Consider the following 17,909-nt stretch of genomic DNA (forward strand, 5'->3'; position numbering starts at 1 on the left):
GCAAGAAAAGGACGATTAAGCTGAGAAAGTAGGTTAGCTAGATATAGGCTAACCTATTTTTTATCTGTGTTTATTCGCTGGGGACAACATACCGACAGTCAGCAATTGTTTGCTAGTTAAATTTTATTTTACAGCTGCTTTATCGAGTGTTTAGCTAAAATAGTCAAATTTATTCAATTCATTTCTTTGTGTTATTTTTCAATTCTTTTAATCGCTCAATAATACACTTCGTGATTGAAAATGATTTAAAGTGCTTGACTGTGTTTGTTTAGGCTGTAATATGGCTACTATTGTTTTAATGTAAATAGATTTAGTTCACGCTAAGTGGGAGAGACATAGCAGATGTCAAATAAGAAAAATGAATTTCGTCATGTAGATTATAATTGGGACGATGCCGTAGCTGATAAACTAAGCCCGGTAGAGAACTTGGTTTACCGTTCAAATATGTTAGGGGCTGACCAACGAATTACTAATACTGGTGGCGGTAATACGTCGGCTAAGTTAATTGAAACTGACCCGCTTACCGGTGAGCAGGTTGAAGTTTTGTGGGTAAAAGGCTCAGGCGGTGATTTACGTACAGCTAAAGTAGAAAACTTTTCTTCTTTATATCAAGGTAAATTAAATGCTTTAGATGCAACTTACCAAGCACGCGATGATAAAGGTTACAAACAAGCAGGCGAAGATGCCATGATCGGCATGTATAAGCATTGTAACTTTTGCTTAAACCCTCGTGCATCATCAATCGATACGCCATTACACTCGATGATCGCTGACAAACACGTTGATCATTTACATCCAAATGCCGTTATTGCGATTGCCTCATGTAAAGACCAAGAAGCTCTTACTGAAACCGTTTGGGGCGGTAAGATGGCTTATGTACCTTGGATGCGTCCTGGTTGGGAAGCAGCGAAAGTATGTGAAGATGCTTACGCAGCTAAACCTGACAGTGTCGGGATTTTATTAGGTCAACATGGTCACACTAACTGGGAAAGCGAAAGTAAAAGCTGTTATGAAACCTCGTTATGGGTAATCGAAACAGCAGCACGTTATATTGAAGAGCACGACAAAGGCGAGATGACCTTTGGTGGCGCGAAAGTAGCCAGTTTGTCTGAACAAGCGCGCACTGAATTACTTGCTAAATTCTTACCAGTTGCACGTGGAATATTGTCTAATAAAGTGAAATTTATTGGTACTGTGCAATCAGACGAAACAGCACTGCGTTTTGTTAACAGCGTTGATGCACCTCGTTTAGCAAAATTAGGTACCTCGTGTCCTGATCACTTCTTACGCACTAAAATTCAACCGCTTTACATTGATTTCAACCCACAAGAAGATAGCTTTGATACATTAGTTGAAAAACTTAATGCCGGTATTGAACAATACCGTGTTGAATACAAAGCCTACTACGATGCTTGTAAGCGTGATGACTCACCAGCAATGCGTGATCCTAGCCCTACCGTTATCTTAATTCCTGGTGTTGGTATTATTGGTTGGGGTAAAAACAAGTCTGAATCACGTGTTACCACTGAATTCTACAACTGTGCCATTGAAGTAATGCGCGGCGCAGAAGCGATTAGCGAATATACCGCTTTACCTCAACAAGAAGCATTCGATATTGAATACTGGGCATTAGAAGAAGCCAAATTACAGCGTATGCCTAAAGAAGCGCCACTAGCGCGTGACGTTGTTGTGGTTATTGGTGCTGGCGACGGTATCGGTAAAGAAACCGCATTTCGTGTTGCCAGAGAAGGTGCTCATGTTGTTTGTGCTGATTTACGTTTAGCAGCGGCGCAAAAAACATCAGACGAATTAGCTGAAATATATGGCCAAGGTATTGGTGTAGCAGGTACAGGTATTTCTGGCTGTGGACCTGCGATTGCACAAGAAGTTAATATTACTGACCGTGAAAGCGTGCAAAAAATGTTTGAACAAGTCATTTTAGCCTACGGTGGTATTGATAAAGTTATCGTTACTGCTGGTGTCTTTTTAGCACCGGGCCAATCAGGCATGAGTGATGACCAACAGTTTGACGTAAGTTTTGCGGTAAACGTTAAAGGTGGTTACATTGTTGGCACTGAAGCAAACAAAATTTGGACTGCGCAAAATTTACCAGGCGCAATGGTATTAACGACTAGCGTAAACGCAGCGGTATCGAAAAAGGGCTCTTTGGCTTACGACACCTCTAAAGCTGCTGCAAATCATTTAGTACGAGAGTTGGCGGTAGAACTTTCACCATTAGTGAATGTTAATGGCTTAGCGCCTGCTACAGTTGTTAAAGGCAGTACTATGTTTCCTCGCGACCGAGTGATTGCTTCGTTAACTAAGTACAATGTTGATTTTTCTGACGCCGATTCAGATGATGAACTTCGCGACAAACTGGCGATGTTCTACGCGCAGCGTACCTTAACGAAACAACCTATTACACCAGCAGATCAAGCTGAAGCAGCTTATTTAATGGTTTCAGGTCAGCTAAGTAAAACAACCGGTCAAATTATTAGTGTAGATGGTGGTTTACACGAAGCGTTTTTACGCTAAGCAACCATTATTATAAAAACGATATTAGGGAATAACTATGACACAACGTATCGATAAAGCGCTTATTGCAGAAGAAAATGCAAAGTTAGAAGCTTATTTGAAAGAAGATTATGAAGCACTCGGTGCTAAACTTGCTCGCGAAGATATTAACATCGACGATATTACTGCTAAAGCAGAAGAGTTCCAAATTGCTGTGCCTTCATGGGGTACAGGTACCGGTGGTACGCGTTTTGCGCGTTTTCCTGGTGAAGGTGAACCACGTAATATTTGGGAAAAATTAGAAGATAGCGCTGTGATTAACGACTTGTCACAATGTACTGAGCGTGTATCGCCGCATTTCCCGTGGGATAAAGTGGATGACTTTAGTGAACTTAAGCAAACTTCTGACAGCTTAAACTTGAAATGGGATTCGATTAACTCGAACACTTTCCAAGATCAACCAGGCCAAGAGCATAGCTTTAAATTTGGTAGCCTAAGTAATACTAGCCAAGCCTCACGTGATTTAGCCATTCAGCATAACCTTGACTGTATTGAATACGGCAAGGCGCTTGATTCAAAAACGCTAACGGTATGGGTTGGTGACGGCTCTAACCATCCGGGACAACAACATTTCCAAGGTGCGTTTGAACGTTACCTAGAAAGCATGAAACAAATTTACGCGGGACTTCCGTCTGATTGGGAATTGCATATTGAACATAAAATGTTCGAGCCTGCTTTTTACTCAACTATTATTCAAGACTGGGGTAGCAATATCTTAGCGGCGATGGAATTAGGTCCACAAGCTAAGTCTTTGGTTGATTTAGGTCACCACGCACCAAACGTAAACATCGAAATGATTGTTTCTCGTTTAATTCAATTTAAGAAGTTAGGTGGATTCCACTTTAACGATTCTAAATACGGTGATGATGACTTAGATAGCGGTAGTTTGCACCCGTATCAACAATTCCTAATTTTCAATGAATTAGTTGATGCTGAGTACCGTAACCAAGAAGGTTTTGGTCCTAACTACATGCTAGATCAATCGCATAACGTTACCGACCCAATTGAAAGTTTGGTGAATTCAGCAGCCAGTGTGCAGCGTTCATATGTTTCAGCATTAATTGTTGATCGTGAAAAATTGTCTGGTTATCAAAATGATAACGATGCACTAATGTGTAGCAATACCTTAAAGCATGCGTTCACTACAGATGTTTCACCGATTTTAGCGATGGCTCGCTTACGTAAAGGCGGTGCTATTGACCCAATCGCGGTTTACCGTAAATCGGGTTACCGTGCGCAAGCGGGTATTGAACGTCCAAACAGTGGTGGCAATGGTTCAGGTATCGTTTAAAGCCAAACCTATGTACGTATATTTGTACAAATATTAAAAATTTCATGGAGATGCTTAGGCATCTTCATGTGTTTTAATACAGTAAATATGTTCTGATATCTCTATAAAAATCAATGAGTCAGTACTGTGGTCGCTGAAAAAGACCAAAAAATAATAATATAATAAAAAAATAACATGTTCTACCAACGACATTCACAAACGAAGCATTGGTAAACACGGAGTAAATAATGACAACAACAGCAGAAGAATTTGAAACCAAACCAATATCACCACAAAAGCTGCAAGGTGCAAAAACCTTCGCCGCAAGCTACGCAGGCGAACATGTTGCAGGCACTGAATTTGTCATCGGTGCTTTATTTGTATCTTGGGGGGTTGGCGCGGTAGATGTATTGCTTGGTTTATTATTAGGTAATTTATTAGCGGTATTAACTTGGGGTTTAATCACTGCCCCAATCGCAACCGATACGCGTTTAACCCTGTATGCCTACCTAGAAAAAATTGCCGGTCCAGGCACAATTAAATTATACAGTGTTGTTAATGGTATTTTATTTTGCGTACTGGCAGGGGCAATGATCACCGTTTCGGCTTCCGCGGTAAGAATTTTATTTGGTATTCCTGATCAAGTTGGCTATTTTCCCACTGATTTACGATTTGTACTCGTTGTACTTGGCGTCGGCGCCGTTGTCGTTTATATGGCGGTAAAAGGCTTTGAAAAACTTGCAGCCTTTGCCGAAGTCTGTGCGCCATGGATGATTTTAATGTTTTTAGTGGGCGCTTTTGTCATGATGCCTACAACGGTTGGTGCAACCGCTGGCGTTGATAGCATTAACAGCTTTGCTGACTTTTTAACTGTTGCCAGTGAATCTATTTGGAAAGACAGCGATGGTGCAATTGGTATTTGGCATGTTGTCGCATTTGCTTGGGTCGCTAACCTTGCTATGCACGGTAGCTTAGGGGATATGACCTTATTACGTTTTGCTAAAAGCGCAAAATATGGTTATTTCTCTGCACTTGGTATGTTCATTGGTCATTACATGGCATGGATTTGTGCCGGTATTATGGGCGCAGGTGCTGCAATTATACTGAAAACGAGTATTACGGCAATCGACCCCGGTTCTGTAGCGTATCAAGCATTGGGGGCTTCAGGTATTTTAGCGGTAATTATTGCTGGTTGGACAACGTCAAACCCAACAATCTACCGAGCTGGCTTAGCTTTTAGCTCTTTAAACCATACTTGGGGACGCACTAAGGTAACGATTGTGGTTGGTGTGATCACGACCATTATTGCCTGTTCGCCATTTGTCTTTTCCGGCTTGCTTGGTTTTGTTGGTTATATGGGGCTATTACTGGCACCCGTTGGTGCGATTATTGTCGCCGAACATTGGCTATTTCCACGTATCGGCTTAACGCGTTATTGGTCATCGTATAAAGGCAATACCACGAATATGGCCGCTTTTATCACTTGGATTGTATCTATGGTGGTTGGTGTTGCCCTCGATAAGCTTGGCGTTATGCACTTGTTCTTTATTTTGGTGCCTTTATGGACATTCGCAACGGCAATGTACATTGTTATGGCGTCAATGATGGGCGCTAAAGACACTTACCCTGAAGCTAAAGAAGCTGAAGAAGCCGAACGTTTGAGAAAAGAAGCTGAAGTGGCCTATTTAAACTCTCCTGAATCAAAAATGCAGTCAGCTAATCAACAACTACCAGCGTTGGCCAAAGCTGCTAAGTACATTTCTTGGGCGGCGTTAGCAAGCTGTGCTTATATGGGCTTAATGTCTTATATTAATCAAGATATTGAAACTATTAGGGCTTGGTTAATAGTGCCGACACTCGTTTATTTCGTCACCGCAACTTATGCGTATTTAGCACAACCGAGCAGTGAAGAAAAAGCCGTAGCAGCCAATTTAAACAGCGCAACCTAACCATTTAATTGGCAGTACACATTGCCATTAATGTGTACTGCCATATCAAAAAAGCAATGTTGATGGCACCGGTTGTTTTGTTTTACAAGCATGCTACCACCGCACTATATGCTCTTTTGGTGTATACCGTCTTATAAAATAAGGGCTGTAAATAAATCTTAGCGTTTAATTTAAATGGCTAAGCACGTTTTGTTAATTAATTGAAAAAGAAACGTAATGACGAACACAAATAAAAATAATACCGTGATCATTGATATCGGTAAAACCAATATCAAACTCCATGTATTAGATAAAGATGACCAACCTTTGTTTGCGAAACAAATGAGCAATACGGTGGATACTTCAGGCATTTATCCGTGTGCTTGTGTCGATGATATTTGGCAATGGTTATGCGATACCATCAAATCTGTAACGCCTCAATACCCTATCAGTAGTATTACCATAACCACACATGGCGCAACAGCTGCACTGATTGACCGTAATGTCACCGGTGGCAATGGCTTGGTGTTGCCTGTGCTTGATTATGAATTTGCAAATATTTATCAGCAATCACCTGATTATGACCAAATTCGACCGCAGTTTAATCAAACCTATTCACCAAACTTGCCAGCAGGTTTAAATCTAGGTCGACAATTATTTTGGCTAAAAGAAACCTTTGATCAGGCCTTTAGCTCTGCTACCGATATTTTAATGTACCCACAATATTGGGCTTGGCGCTTCACTGGGCAATGTTATTCTGAAATCACATCGTTAGGTTGTCATACAGATTTATGGTCAATTGAACAAAACGATTATTCAAGTTTGGTTGATGAATTAGATTGTCGTGAACTATTTCCGCCAATGAAACCCGCTTGGCACAACTGTGGTGAAGTTTCAGCTGCCATCTGTGAACAACTAGGGTTAGATAAAAACTGTCGTTTTTATAATGGTTTACACGACAGTAATGCAAGCTTTTTGCGTTATCGCATGACACAAAAAGACAATCCGTTTACGGTAGTTTCAACAGGCACGTGGACGATTTTAATGGCGTCACAAGTGCCTTTAGCCAATCTTGATGCCAGTAAAGATATGCTCGCTAATGTCGACGCTTTAGGCACGCCGATCGCGTGTGCTCGTTTTATGGGGGGTCGAGAGTTTGAAGCTGTTTGCACTCAAGCAGGTGGAGTCGTTGGCGAACAATTTAGAATGCAAGATATTACTTCACTTATCGAGCAAGAGGTATTTGCTTTACCTGACTTTAGTGATGGTAGTGGGCCATTTGGTGGTCAGCAAAGTGAACTTATTGGTGAGTTTGAACATGTTAATCCAATGGCGTTAGCGACGGTTTACTGCGCATTAATGATTGACTATCAATTGACAAAACTCGCTGCCAAAGGTGATATTTTCATTGAAGGCGCCTTTCTGAAAAATCCATTGATGTGTGCGTTATTAAATCAATTGCGATCGCAACAAGATGTTTACTTATCGTTAGATGAAACCGGCACGGTATTAGGTGCAGCGTGTTTAACCCATTGGCAAAGTGCACAAGCCAATATTGAAACGCAGCTCGCCCAGACCAGTGAAATTAAGCAACTAGATGCATACAAAAATAAATGGCTTAACTTGATTGAAAAGCGAATGTAACGACATGGCTGTAATGCGGTTGTTATAGGGTTTTTTAAGGCAGGAAAGCACGACAGGAAAACACAAAAAATTAAGGCGATTTAAAGCCAATGTATTTGGTTTTAAATCGCCTTTTTAATTTATAGCATATAAAAGGTTTTGAATAATAACGACAAATTATTCGTTCACGGCTTCTACAGTTATTACTTCAATACCACTTGCTTCAAAATGACTGATTAATTCAGGATCGGCATTAGAGTCAGTGATCAAAATATCAACTTCGTTTAATGGGCAAAAAATAAAGTTACTGCGCTTACCGAGTTTTGAGCTGTCAGCCAATATGACTAATTTTTCAGTTTGCTTTTTAAGTTTTTGCTCTGAACGGATCAGTAATGGGTCAGACTCCATAACACCAAACTTACCAATACCTGGGCTACCCATAAACATCATAGTGCCGTGATAATATTCGGTACTGTCTTTTTCGTAAGAGCTAAGAATAATACCTTGCTCTCGGTATATTTCACCGCCGGGTAGCGACACTTGGTTGTCACTGTTTTCAGTAATATAGTTCGCGAGCACAAAGGAGTTAGTTAAAATATTTAAGTGCATATCTGATAAGTATTCACCCATCATATATGTAGAACTACCACCATTAATAATAATTGAATCACCATCACTACAAAGTTCGACTGCGCGCTTGGCAATTAACTTTTTCGTTTCAGAATGTTTGGTTTTATCTACTATAAACGCCGAGCTAGAAATGTGCTTCTTTTTAGGAACACCATTAATTGATTCAGCACCACCACGGATTTTGGTAATTTCACCACGCTTAGACATTTTGGTAATGTCACGTCGTATTGTGGCTTCTGAAGCATTAAGTTTTTCAGTTAAATTCCTGACGCTTGCAAATTGCTGCTGATCCAAAATATCTTTGATCAGTTGTTGCCTGTGTTTTTCTAACATAGGTAAAACCTTTTCTGTGGTAACGCTGTCGTTTTTATTAGGATTCATATTCTATAGGCAATTTTTAGTAGATACAATTATAAGATAATTTAACATATTTTGAGCGATAAAGAAAGTTTGTGAGTAAATGTGCTTATTATTAAAGGTGGCTAACTGATAGCCATTTCTCATTTATTTATCATTAATATTTCTTTAAATTCCTTGATGTTAATCAAAAAATTCAACATTAGCGTTTACAATTAAATATATTTGATGCGATTAATCATCATGACCCTATCAACTTTAGTCTTATTTAATCATTTACAATCATTTGGTGCGTGTATATAATCATTTTTTATTATGATTATGCTGTTTATTACTTTAAGTTGCTCATAAAAGTCGCTTACGGTTAACAGATTGGCGTTTGATTACAGATAATCATCAGTTAAAAAAGCACAATAAATAATATAGTGGTTAGTACAACAATGACGTTTAAACGATTTGTGTCACTAAAAACCACTGCTAAATTTGGGATACAGCACATGCAAGAATATTTATCTAAACAATTTGGTTTAACAAATAAAGTTGCCATTGTAACTGGCGCAAGCCGTGGCTTAGGTCAAGCAATGGCTATCGCATTAGGTGAAGCCGGAGCAACGATTGTTGCAGTAGGTTCAAAACCTGAAAATGTTGCCAATACCATTTCACTGTTGAAAGCCAAAAATATCGAATGTTTAGCGTTAGGTTGCAACCAAGCAAATGGTGAAGAAATATCCGCTGTTGTTGCCGACACCATGTCAGCTTATGGAAAAATAGATATTCTTGTTAATAATGCTGGCACCATTAAACGTGCGCCAGCACATGAGTTTAGCGACGACGATTGGAATGAAGTGATTAACGTAAATCTTAATGGTGTGTTTAAGTTTTGTCGTGAAGTCGGTAAACAGATGTTAAAGCAAGGTAGCGGCAAAATTATCAATATCGCCTCACTGTTAAGTTTTTCAGGTGGCATTACCGTGCCAGCCTATGCGGCTAGCAAAGGTGGTGTTGCACAAATAACTAAAGCACTTGCCAATGAATGGGCAAATGCAGGTATTCAAGTTAATGCTATCGCACCCGGTTATTTTGAAACAGATAATACCTATAACCTGCGTCAAGACGAAGAACGCTATGCCAGTATCACTGCAAGGATCCCTAGTGGTGAATGGGGCAAACCAGAAGACTTAGCGGGTGCTACGGTATTTTTATCAAGCAGAGCATCAAATTATATGAATGGGCATGTCATGTTAGTTGACGGTGGCTGGATGGCGCGTTAATTCGTGCTGATATTTTAACTTATCTATATTAAGGAAGTTTCATGGACTTTTTATTTTCTGCTGACATTCGAAGCTATAAAGATATGCGCAACGCTGAGTTACGCGAAGCATTTGTTACCGCACCGCTATTTTCAGCCGGTCAAATTAGCTTAACTTACACTGATGTTGATCGTGGTGTTGTTGGCGGTATTATGCCAACGGCCACTTCGATTAAATTACCAACCCATAAAGAGCTTGCTGCTGACTACTTTTGTCAACGCCGTGAAGCGGGTGTCATCAATATTGGCGGTGAAGGCTATATTACCGTTGATGGCGAAAAATACGCGATGGCGAAAAAAGACAGCCTTTATATTGCTAAAGAAAGCAAAGAAGTCGAGTTTTTCTCTATTGATGCAAGCAACCCGGCTAAGTTCTATTTAGTTTCGTATCCTGCGCATCGTGTGACTAAAACTGTGCACGTACCCAAAAATAAGGCGCAAACCGTTGAGCTAGGCTCACAAGATACGTCGAATGAACGAACAATCTTTCAATCTATTCGCCCTGGTATTGTTGACAGTTGTCAGCTTGTTATGGGGATCACCGAATTAAAAACCGGAAGTGTTTGGAACACCAAACCACCACATACTCATTTTAGACGTACTGAAATCTACATGTATTTCGACTTACCTGAAGATGAAAAGGTGTTTCATTTAATGGGGGAACCGTCAGAAGTTCGCACGTTACCACTAGAAAGTGAGGTAGCGATTGCATCACCAAATTGGTCTATTCATAGCGGTGTAGGTACCACAAACTATACCTTTGTTTGGGCAATGGGCGGTGAAAATCAAGAGTTTGACGATATGGACCATATCAAGGTCGCTGATTTGAAATAAGACCGCGCTAAATAAGTAGCAGTTATTTTACGTGATTCGCGTTCGCTAGCTGTTCATTTAATTCTCGTTTAACAACCGAGTGTACTCATTAAAATATCTTGCTGTGCTGTTATTGCATAGCAGGATTTTATTACCCTAAATTTAGGAATTATTATGTCGATAATTGCGTTTCCTAAGGAAACAGTCACTGGAGAAAATCGGTGCACTTTATTGCCAAGTAATGTGAAAGCGTACTTACTGATGGGAGCTGAAGTTCATATTGAATCAGGCTTAGGAGAAAGTCTTCACATTGACGATAAACAGTATGAAGCGGCTGGCGCAAAAGTTATTGCCAACCGAAATAAATTACTGGCGTTTGCAGATGTAGTGCTAACTCTGCATAAACTGCCGGTTGACGATTTAGCCTTGTTAGCCGATAAAGTTGTGATCAGCTTTTTGGACCCATTTAATGGCGGAGACTACGTACAAGCGCTTTGTCAGCAACAAGTGACCAGTTTAAGCATGGAAATGATCCCACGTTCAACACGTTGCCAAAAAATGGACGCGCAAAGTTCTCAAGCGAGTTTAGCGGGTTATGTCATGGTGCTTAAAGCAATTAATGCCCTTAAAACCATTTTACCTATGATGATGACTGCAGCAGGCACAATTAAGCCGGCAAAAGTTTTTATTATCGGCGCTGGTGTTGCGGGGCTACAAGCTATCGCGACAGCTAAACGTTTAGGAGCAGCAGTAACGGCATTTGATACGCGCTCAGTTGTCGCAGAGCAAGTGCAGTCTCTTGGCGCGAAGTTTTTAGAAATTGATTTAGGTGAAACAGGGCAAACCGCGCAAGGGTATGCACAAGCGTTAACACCTGAACAAATTGCCATTCAACAAGAAGCACAAGGTAAGTGCATTGCTGATTCCGATATTGTTATCACGACAGCGCAACTGTTTGGCCGCAAGCCACCGGTACTTATCAATAAAGAGACGATCGCTTCGATGAAGCCTGGCGCAGTTATTGTTGATATGGCGGCTGAAAATGGCGGCAATGTAGAAGGTTCAGTGGCGGGTGAAAATGTCGTTATCAATGGTGTTACTGTTATTGGCACAGGCAATTGGGCTAATGAAGTTGCACAAAATGCCTCACAAATGTATGCCAATAATGTTTTTAATTTGGTCAGTGAATTTTGGCATAAAGAAGATAAAGCGTTTGTTGTTGATCTTGATGATGACATTCAAAAAAGCGCGGTGATCACTCATGATGGCTTCATCACCAATGAAACCATTCGCACGATATATGAAAATTCAAATATCGCCCCAAAAGAAATTAAAGTCGCCAGCAATGACAAGGTTGAATCAATGCTGCTAGTGGAGAATACGTAATGACTGCTGTCTATCTAATTTTTATTTTGATGCTTGCCATATTTGTTGGCTTTGAGCTTATTCGCAAAGTGCCAGCGACATTGCATACCCCATTAATGTCGGGTGCCAATGCCATTTCAGGCATTACCGTGCTTGGCGCATTAAGCCTTGCTGGTGGCGAGCATAGCCAGTGGAGTACCTGGCTTGGCGCTATTGCTGTTGCTTTAGCAACAATAAATGTTGTTGGTGGTTACATGGTAACCGACCGTATGCTAGCCATGTTTAAAGGGCGTTAGGGAATACGTATGAGCGATTATTCATTATTAATTAATTTTGTCTATGTCCTGTCGGCAACCTTATTTATTTTCGGTTTAAAACTATTGAGCCACCCATTAACGGCAAGAAAAGGTAACTTATTATCGGCCACCGCAATGTTAATTGCCGTGATCGTGACCTTGTTAGACAAACACATTATCTCGTTTGAAGTGATAGCCGCGAGTGTGGTTGTTGGATCATTTATCGGTGTTATTGCCGCTAAAAAAGTTGAAATGACGTCAATGCCTGAGTTGGTCTCATTGTTTAACGGTATTGGTGGTTTAGCAAGTTTAGCAGTTGCCTATGCCATGTTCGTGGGCAAAGAGCCGCTGTCTACCTTCAATCTCATTGTTAGCTTTCTAGCGTTATTTATTGGCGCAATTACTTTTTCAGGCAGTATCGTTGCTTGGGCAAAACTCAGTGAACGTATAGTGGGGCGCCCGATTGTGTTCAAAGGGCAGGTAACAACCAATATCCTGCTTTTAGCTGCCATTATTGCAGTTGGCACTTTGATTGTTACGCAACCTAATGTGAGTACTTGGCATTATGTGGCAATAGCGCTGTCGTTAATTATTGGCATTATGTTAGTTATTCCAATTGGCGGTGCTGACATGCCTGTGGTTATCTCATTACTTAATAGTTATTCAGGTTTAGCCGCATGTGCTGCAGGTTTTGCTATTGAAAACAACTTGTTAATTGTGGCCGGTGCACTCGTTGGTGCCAGCGGCATCATTCTTACCAACATCATGTGTAAGGCAATGAATCGTTCGTTGGTCAATGTGCTCACCTCTGGGTTTCAAGCCGTTGTTAGTAGCGATATGAAAATAGAGGGTGAAATAAAACCACTCACACCAGAAGATGCTTTTTATGTGTTAGAAGCATCGCAATCAGTGCTAGTTATTCCAGGTTATGGCATGGCGGTAGCACAGGCGCAACACACAATGAAAGAGCTGCAAGAATTACTTGAACATAATGGCGCTGAAGTTGTTTATGCGATTCACCCTGTTGCTGGAAGAATGCCGGGACATATGAATGTATTGCTGGCTGAAGCCGATGTGTCATACGAGCAACTTTATGAAATGGATGAAGTTAACCCACGTATTGAAAACTTTGATGTGGCAATTGTTATTGGCGCAAACGACGTTGTAAACCCAGCCGCACGCGAAATGGCCGGCAGTCCAATTTATGGTATGCCAGTAATTAATGCTGATCTTGCCAAGAATGTTTTTGTGCTTAAACGTGGTATGGCGACAGGTTTTGCTGGCGTCGATAATCCATTATTTTTCAAAGACAATTGCCGAATGATTTTTGGTGATGCCAAAGAAACTTTGGGTAATTTAGTAAGACAGTTTGCTGATTAATTAGGTCCGTGAACCTTACCTTGAAGCGAGCAACGGGTTGCTAACGTTGCCCCGATAGGTGTCGGGGTAACGGAATTCATTTTAAAAATATTGATTGATAACTGAAAAGGATGGCATGAGCATGACAAACCTATCAACGCAAATACCCGCCGGTGTGGTTACCGGTGAACAGGTCACCACATTGATTGAAACGGCCAAGCAATATCAGTTTGCTTACCCCGCTGTAAACGTTGTGGGAACAAACTCGGTGAATGCGACACTTGAAGCCGCTGCGAAAGTAAACTCTCCCGTTATTTTGCAGTTATCATATAGCGGCGCAGCATTTTTTATTGGCGACAATAAGCAAGCGACAATGGACAAGGCGATTGCTGGCGCAATAGCAGCAGCTCACTATATTCGTTCAGTTTCAAAAAGTTACGGCGTGCCAGTTATTTTGCATACCGATCATGCATCGCGCAAATTACTCCCTTGGATTGACGGACTTTTAGATGAAAGCGAGCGCTATTACGAGCAAACCGGTGAACCACTGTTTAGCTCTCATATGATCGACCTTTCTGAAGAAAGTCTTGCTGATAATATTGGCACTTGTGCTAAGTATTTGAAACGCATGTCAGCAATGGGCATGACTTTAGAAATTGAATTAGGTTGTACTGGTGGCGAAGAAGATGGCGTTGACAACACCGATATCGACAGTACAAAACTTTATACCCAACCTGAAGATGTTGCGTATGCTTATGAAAAACTGAGTGAAATTAGCCATCGTTTTATTGTCGCGGCATCGTTTGGTAATGTGCATGGTGTTTATCAGCCGGGCAATGTTTTGTTAAAGCCAATGATCTTAAAACAGTCACAAGCTTATGTTTCTGACAAATTTGATTTACCTCATCACAGTTTAAGCTTTGTCTTTCATGGCGGTTCAGGATCAGATGTTGGTGATATAAAAGAAGCGATTTCGTATGGCACGATAAAAATGAATATCGATACCGACACGCAATGGGCGACTTGGCAAGGTGTCTTAAATTTTTATAACGACAATAACGCTTATTTAACTCGGCAAATAGGTAATCCAGAAGGCGCAGATAAACCTAATAAAAAATTCTATGATCCGCGAGTTTGGTTACGCAAAGGAGAAGAGAGCATGGTTAAACGCCTTGAAAAAAGTTTTATGGATCTTAATTGCATGAATCGTTATTAGCTAATAGCGCTAAAAACGAAGTGTTTTGAGCCAACCCCCCGTTACTTCACGCACATTAACAGTGTTAGTGTGCGTACAACACCATCCTTATGTGTCTTCTTTTCTGATTTTATAGCTTCAACCACATTCTCAGTAGGCTGTTATACTTTTTTGATATCTCGATAAAAATTTTCATGCGAAGCCAATGTAATAAGTTCAAGTGTTACAGTTCCATCTTTATAGCTGTAACCTAGCAAGGTGAGTTGTTTTACCATTTTAAATTTGTATACTCGTAAAAATGCTAAATCACCTTTTTTTTGCACCCCTAAATAGGGATCTTGAATAAGTTGCCTAATTGCATCGTCAAGATCCGCTTTTTGGTTCTTATGCAATTTCTTTACAGCTTTTTTAAAAGTTGGTGTTTGTAAAATATGGTTTATTTTAATCAAAGCTATAAGCCTCTAACTTACCTGCCTCTTTTTCCGCTTTAGCAATAATAGCTTGTTTTACAAATTCGTAAGGTAAGTCAGGATTATCTTCCATCATTTCGCCAATTTTGGCCCAATGTTCAATCTGTTTTGGGGTTGTACGATTTAGTGCTTTAGCCATGATAGCTGCTTTTTCAAAAAGTTCTTGGTCAATACGCACGCTTGCAGTAGCCATAATAAATTCCTAGTTTTTTGCTAAACGCATCTATTGTAGCAGAATGCTACAATAGATGCGAATTGATACATTGTGTAGAGTAGGCTTTTAACATTAATGAACAGTAAATTTTTATGAGGAAGAAAAGGGGGAGTTTATTTTACTTAAACGCGCAAATAAACGTGTTGTTATAACCTGCTCCCCACGTTACTGTGCAAACATAAACACTGTTTAATAACGTTTTTAAACACCGTTTAATAATGGATTTTTACCAACAATTAACGAATAGAGGGGAAAGTGTTTGAATATTGTTTTTATTGGGCGTAGTTCCATTGATGTCGAGATATTTGTGTTTTATTGTTCAGATAAGTGCTCAACTTAACGTCAAAGCCGCTACCGACAGCAACACTTCCGTTTTGATACCTTACCATTGTGTTGTGCTGATTCTGAATTTCTTGGCAGATTCGCAGTTGTTTTCGTTAACTTAGATGGTTCAAAGATATCTTTATATCGATGTACTTAGGTCGGAAACCAATTTATTTTAATAACTTTTAGTCCTTACAACATCTACCATTGAAGCTTATTTTAGGTGGATAAATAGTATGGCTTTCAGTATGATTAAAACGTGTTTTAACAGTAAAAAATATGATTGGAGGTATTTATGGTTGGCCCAAAAGTTATTTAGATGTGTGATCTACTGCCAATTTGTAGACGTCTAACTTCCAATTAAAAACCTGTTTTATATTCATCAGTTCAAGTTGAAACCACTTAGCTAAATTCGTTTTACTGCTATTTTATAGACCTGATTACGGTCACGCTTTCCAACAACAACTATTGCAATTTAAATGTCACTATCGCTCACTTGATATACTAATCTAAACCCTGTGCTACGTAATTTGATCTTGTAGTCGTCTTTCATATCACTCAATCGACAAGATTCAACTCTGGGAAGATCTACCCTTTCAATGAGCTTCTTCTTAAACTGGGCCTTAATTGCTGAATCTAGCTTACCCACTTTTTTTGGCGTCTTGCTTAAAAATAAGCTTAAAGGTCTTTTATAGAAATATATTAACTTTGATTTACCGATTTTTACTCTACACAGTCATCGGCTTATTACTTTGTTAAAGCTATATAACTGACTATTTCCAGATACAAAACCGGTTGCCATTGATAAATTAGAGGTTAATCAATCTGTATACATTTTCATGAAAACCTTAAATCTTCATTTTGCTATCCTATAATTTTATGTTCTGAACACTAAAGCAACTACTTAGTTAAATGTATGTTTTACTAAGTATTGTTTCACTAAAATTGATTTTGTGGGTTGTTGGGCTTTTATTTCACGCAGAGTTATAATATTATGAGCTGTATGAATATACAGTGTAGTGTGCTTTGAATGGGAGAAAATTTGGATAATAGTTTAGTTTCAGTTGATAATGAAAAGTTATCGTCAGACCTTATTCCGTTTAAACCCTATATCCGACGACGGTCAAATTCGTTATCACCATCGTACCTTTATTTAATTTCGCTTGATTCAGCGGGTAGTCGCAAAACGATGGCCAGTTGCCTCAATTTTGTTGCGCGTTTTTTTGGTGTCGACAACCATATCAATATGGCATGGGAACATCTCACCTATGAATCGGTGTGTGCTATTCGTACAACGTTAATAAACACAAATTCTGCACCGTCAGCCATTAATTTAAAAATAACAGCAATTAAGCAGGTTTGTAAGGCGGCATTTCGTATTTCACTGATGAGTGCTGATAGTTATGAAAAAATTAAATTAGTCGAGCGAGTAAAAGGTAAGCGAGTAAGAACGCAACGCATCATTACCACTGCAGAAATTCAGCAATACCTTAAAGCGTGCGATGATAACTCGTTTATGGGCTTAAGAGATGCGGTAATATTTTTATTGATGATCGGCTGCGGTCTACGTCGCGCAGAGGTTGTTAAAATAATGATTGAGGATATTAATTTTGCCACTTGTGAAATTATTATTAATGGTAAAGGTAATAAGCAACGCAAAGTATGGATGCCACAATTAGCAAAAGAGTATCTTGATGCTTACATTCAAGAGATAAGAACGATGGCGCCAGGGCCACTTATTTTAAAATATGCGATTAATGATGAAATTAGTCTACAGTATTTAAAAAACGACATGTCTTGTTGCTTAGCGCCAGATTCTGTTAATTATATTTTAAAAAAGCGTGGTATCGCATTGGCGGGCTTAGACAAATTTAAGCCACACGATCTTCGTGGTAGCTATGCGACAAAACAATTAATGAGCGGCACACCGATACAAACAGTCCAAAAGTTACTAGGGCACTCTGATATTAGTACCACTCAAATATACGATTTAAGCGATGAAAATGAAGCGAAAAATGCTGCGTTAACGCATGCTATTATTTAACCTTATCCATGACATCTTTAAGCAGTGAATCAAAATATTTAGCAATAGTATAGGCTTAGTCAGCGACGGGCCATTACCGACGCTAAATCCGATACCATTCAGTATCGGACATAGCGTTTACTGTTGATTGATAGTGAT

Annotated in this window: 14 protein-coding genes; 11 read left to right on the top strand and 3 right to left on the bottom strand. The window is 39.8% G+C overall.

The window, feature by feature from the left end:
* Nucleotides 1–342 precede the first annotated feature (342 nt).
* From ACRRSQ_RS17390 to ACRRSQ_RS17405, 4 genes are all read left to right on the top strand, one after another.
* Nucleotides 343–2,535: a bifunctional rhamnulose-1-phosphate aldolase/short-chain dehydrogenase gene (locus ACRRSQ_RS17390; protein WP_440877051.1), complete on the top strand. Its 2,193-nt coding sequence runs from the start codon at nucleotides 343–345 to the stop codon at nucleotides 2,533–2,535.
* 37 nt (nucleotides 2,536–2,572) lie between these two features.
* Nucleotides 2,573–3,865 carry an L-rhamnose catabolism isomerase gene (gene rhaI / locus ACRRSQ_RS17395; protein ID WP_440877052.1) on the top strand — a complete coding sequence of 431 codons (1,293 nt, stop codon included), beginning with the start codon at nucleotides 2,573–2,575 and terminating at the stop codon, nucleotides 3,863–3,865.
* A 227-nt stretch (nucleotides 3,866–4,092) separates the two neighbouring features.
* On the top strand, nucleotides 4,093–5,793 hold the full coding sequence (locus ACRRSQ_RS17400; protein ID WP_440877053.1) for a nucleoside transporter: 1,701 nt from the start codon (nucleotides 4,093–4,095) through the stop codon (nucleotides 5,791–5,793).
* Between the two features lie 216 nt (nucleotides 5,794–6,009).
* Nucleotides 6,010–7,416: an FGGY-family carbohydrate kinase gene (locus tag ACRRSQ_RS17405; RefSeq protein WP_440877054.1), complete on the top strand. Its 1,407-nt coding sequence runs from the start codon at nucleotides 6,010–6,012 to the stop codon at nucleotides 7,414–7,416.
* A 156-nt stretch (nucleotides 7,417–7,572) separates the two neighbouring features.
* On the opposite strand, the gene ACRRSQ_RS17410 is transcribed toward ACRRSQ_RS17405, so the two are convergent.
* A complete protein-coding gene (locus ACRRSQ_RS17410; protein ID WP_440877055.1) occupies nucleotides 7,573–8,406 on the bottom strand; it encodes a DeoR/GlpR family DNA-binding transcription regulator in 834 nt (277 codons plus the stop codon).
* A gap of 473 nt (nucleotides 8,407–8,879) precedes the next feature.
* Here ACRRSQ_RS17410 and ACRRSQ_RS17415 point away from each other — a divergent pair, with 473 nt between their 5' ends.
* The 6 genes from ACRRSQ_RS17415 to fbaA all read left to right on the top strand — a co-directional run bounded on the left by ACRRSQ_RS17415 (nucleotide 8,880) and on the right by fbaA (nucleotide 14,740).
* The gene (locus ACRRSQ_RS17415; RefSeq protein WP_440877056.1) at nucleotides 8,880–9,653 is read left to right on the top strand and encodes an SDR family NAD(P)-dependent oxidoreductase; all 774 of its coding nucleotides are present in this window, start codon (nucleotides 8,880–8,882) and stop codon (nucleotides 9,651–9,653) included.
* Nucleotides 9,654–9,694: 41 nt separating this feature from the next.
* Nucleotides 9,695–10,525 carry a 5-dehydro-4-deoxy-D-glucuronate isomerase gene (kduI, locus tag ACRRSQ_RS17420; protein WP_440877057.1) on the top strand — a complete coding sequence of 277 codons (831 nt, stop codon included), beginning with the start codon at nucleotides 9,695–9,697 and terminating at the stop codon, nucleotides 10,523–10,525.
* 153 nt (nucleotides 10,526–10,678) lie between these two features.
* Entirely contained in the window at nucleotides 10,679–11,890 is a 1,212-nt protein-coding gene (locus ACRRSQ_RS17425; protein ID WP_440877058.1) for an NAD(P) transhydrogenase subunit alpha, read from the top strand.
* On the top strand, nucleotides 11,890–12,165 hold the full coding sequence (locus ACRRSQ_RS17430) for an NAD(P) transhydrogenase subunit alpha (RefSeq protein ID WP_440877059.1): 276 nt from the start codon (nucleotides 11,890–11,892) through the stop codon (nucleotides 12,163–12,165). Before ACRRSQ_RS17425 ends, ACRRSQ_RS17430 begins: the two co-directional genes overlap by 1 nt.
* Before the next feature lie 9 nt (nucleotides 12,166–12,174).
* On the top strand, nucleotides 12,175–13,545 hold the full coding sequence (locus ACRRSQ_RS17435) for an NAD(P)(+) transhydrogenase (Re/Si-specific) subunit beta (protein WP_440877060.1): 1,371 nt from the start codon (nucleotides 12,175–12,177) through the stop codon (nucleotides 13,543–13,545).
* 121 nt (nucleotides 13,546–13,666) lie between these two features.
* On the top strand, nucleotides 13,667–14,740 hold the full coding sequence (fbaA, locus tag ACRRSQ_RS17440; protein ID WP_440877061.1) for a class II fructose-bisphosphate aldolase: 1,074 nt from the start codon (nucleotides 13,667–13,669) through the stop codon (nucleotides 14,738–14,740).
* Between the two features lie 140 nt (nucleotides 14,741–14,880).
* Here the strand turns inward: fbaA and ACRRSQ_RS17445 are convergent, their stop codons facing one another.
* Entirely contained in the window at nucleotides 14,881–15,168 is a 288-nt protein-coding gene (locus ACRRSQ_RS17445; protein ID WP_440877062.1) for a type II toxin-antitoxin system RelE/ParE family toxin, read from the bottom strand.
* Nucleotides 15,161–15,382: a TA system antitoxin ParD family protein gene (locus ACRRSQ_RS17450; RefSeq protein WP_440877063.1), complete on the bottom strand. Its 222-nt coding sequence runs from the start codon at nucleotides 15,380–15,382 to the stop codon at nucleotides 15,161–15,163. The genes ACRRSQ_RS17445 and ACRRSQ_RS17450 overlap by 8 nt, the downstream gene beginning before the upstream one ends.
* Nucleotides 15,383–16,769: 1,387 nt before the next feature.
* Between ACRRSQ_RS17450 and ACRRSQ_RS17455 the strand changes: the two genes are divergently transcribed.
* Nucleotides 16,770–17,771 carry a tyrosine-type recombinase/integrase gene (locus ACRRSQ_RS17455; RefSeq protein WP_440877064.1) on the top strand — a complete coding sequence of 334 codons (1,002 nt, stop codon included), beginning with the start codon at nucleotides 16,770–16,772 and terminating at the stop codon, nucleotides 17,769–17,771.
* Nucleotides 17,772–17,909: the final 138 nt, after the last annotated feature.

Source organism: Thalassotalea sp. PLHSN55 (assembly GCF_052030545.1).
Taxonomy (GTDB): Bacteria; Pseudomonadota; Gammaproteobacteria; order Enterobacterales; family Alteromonadaceae; genus CANMXU01.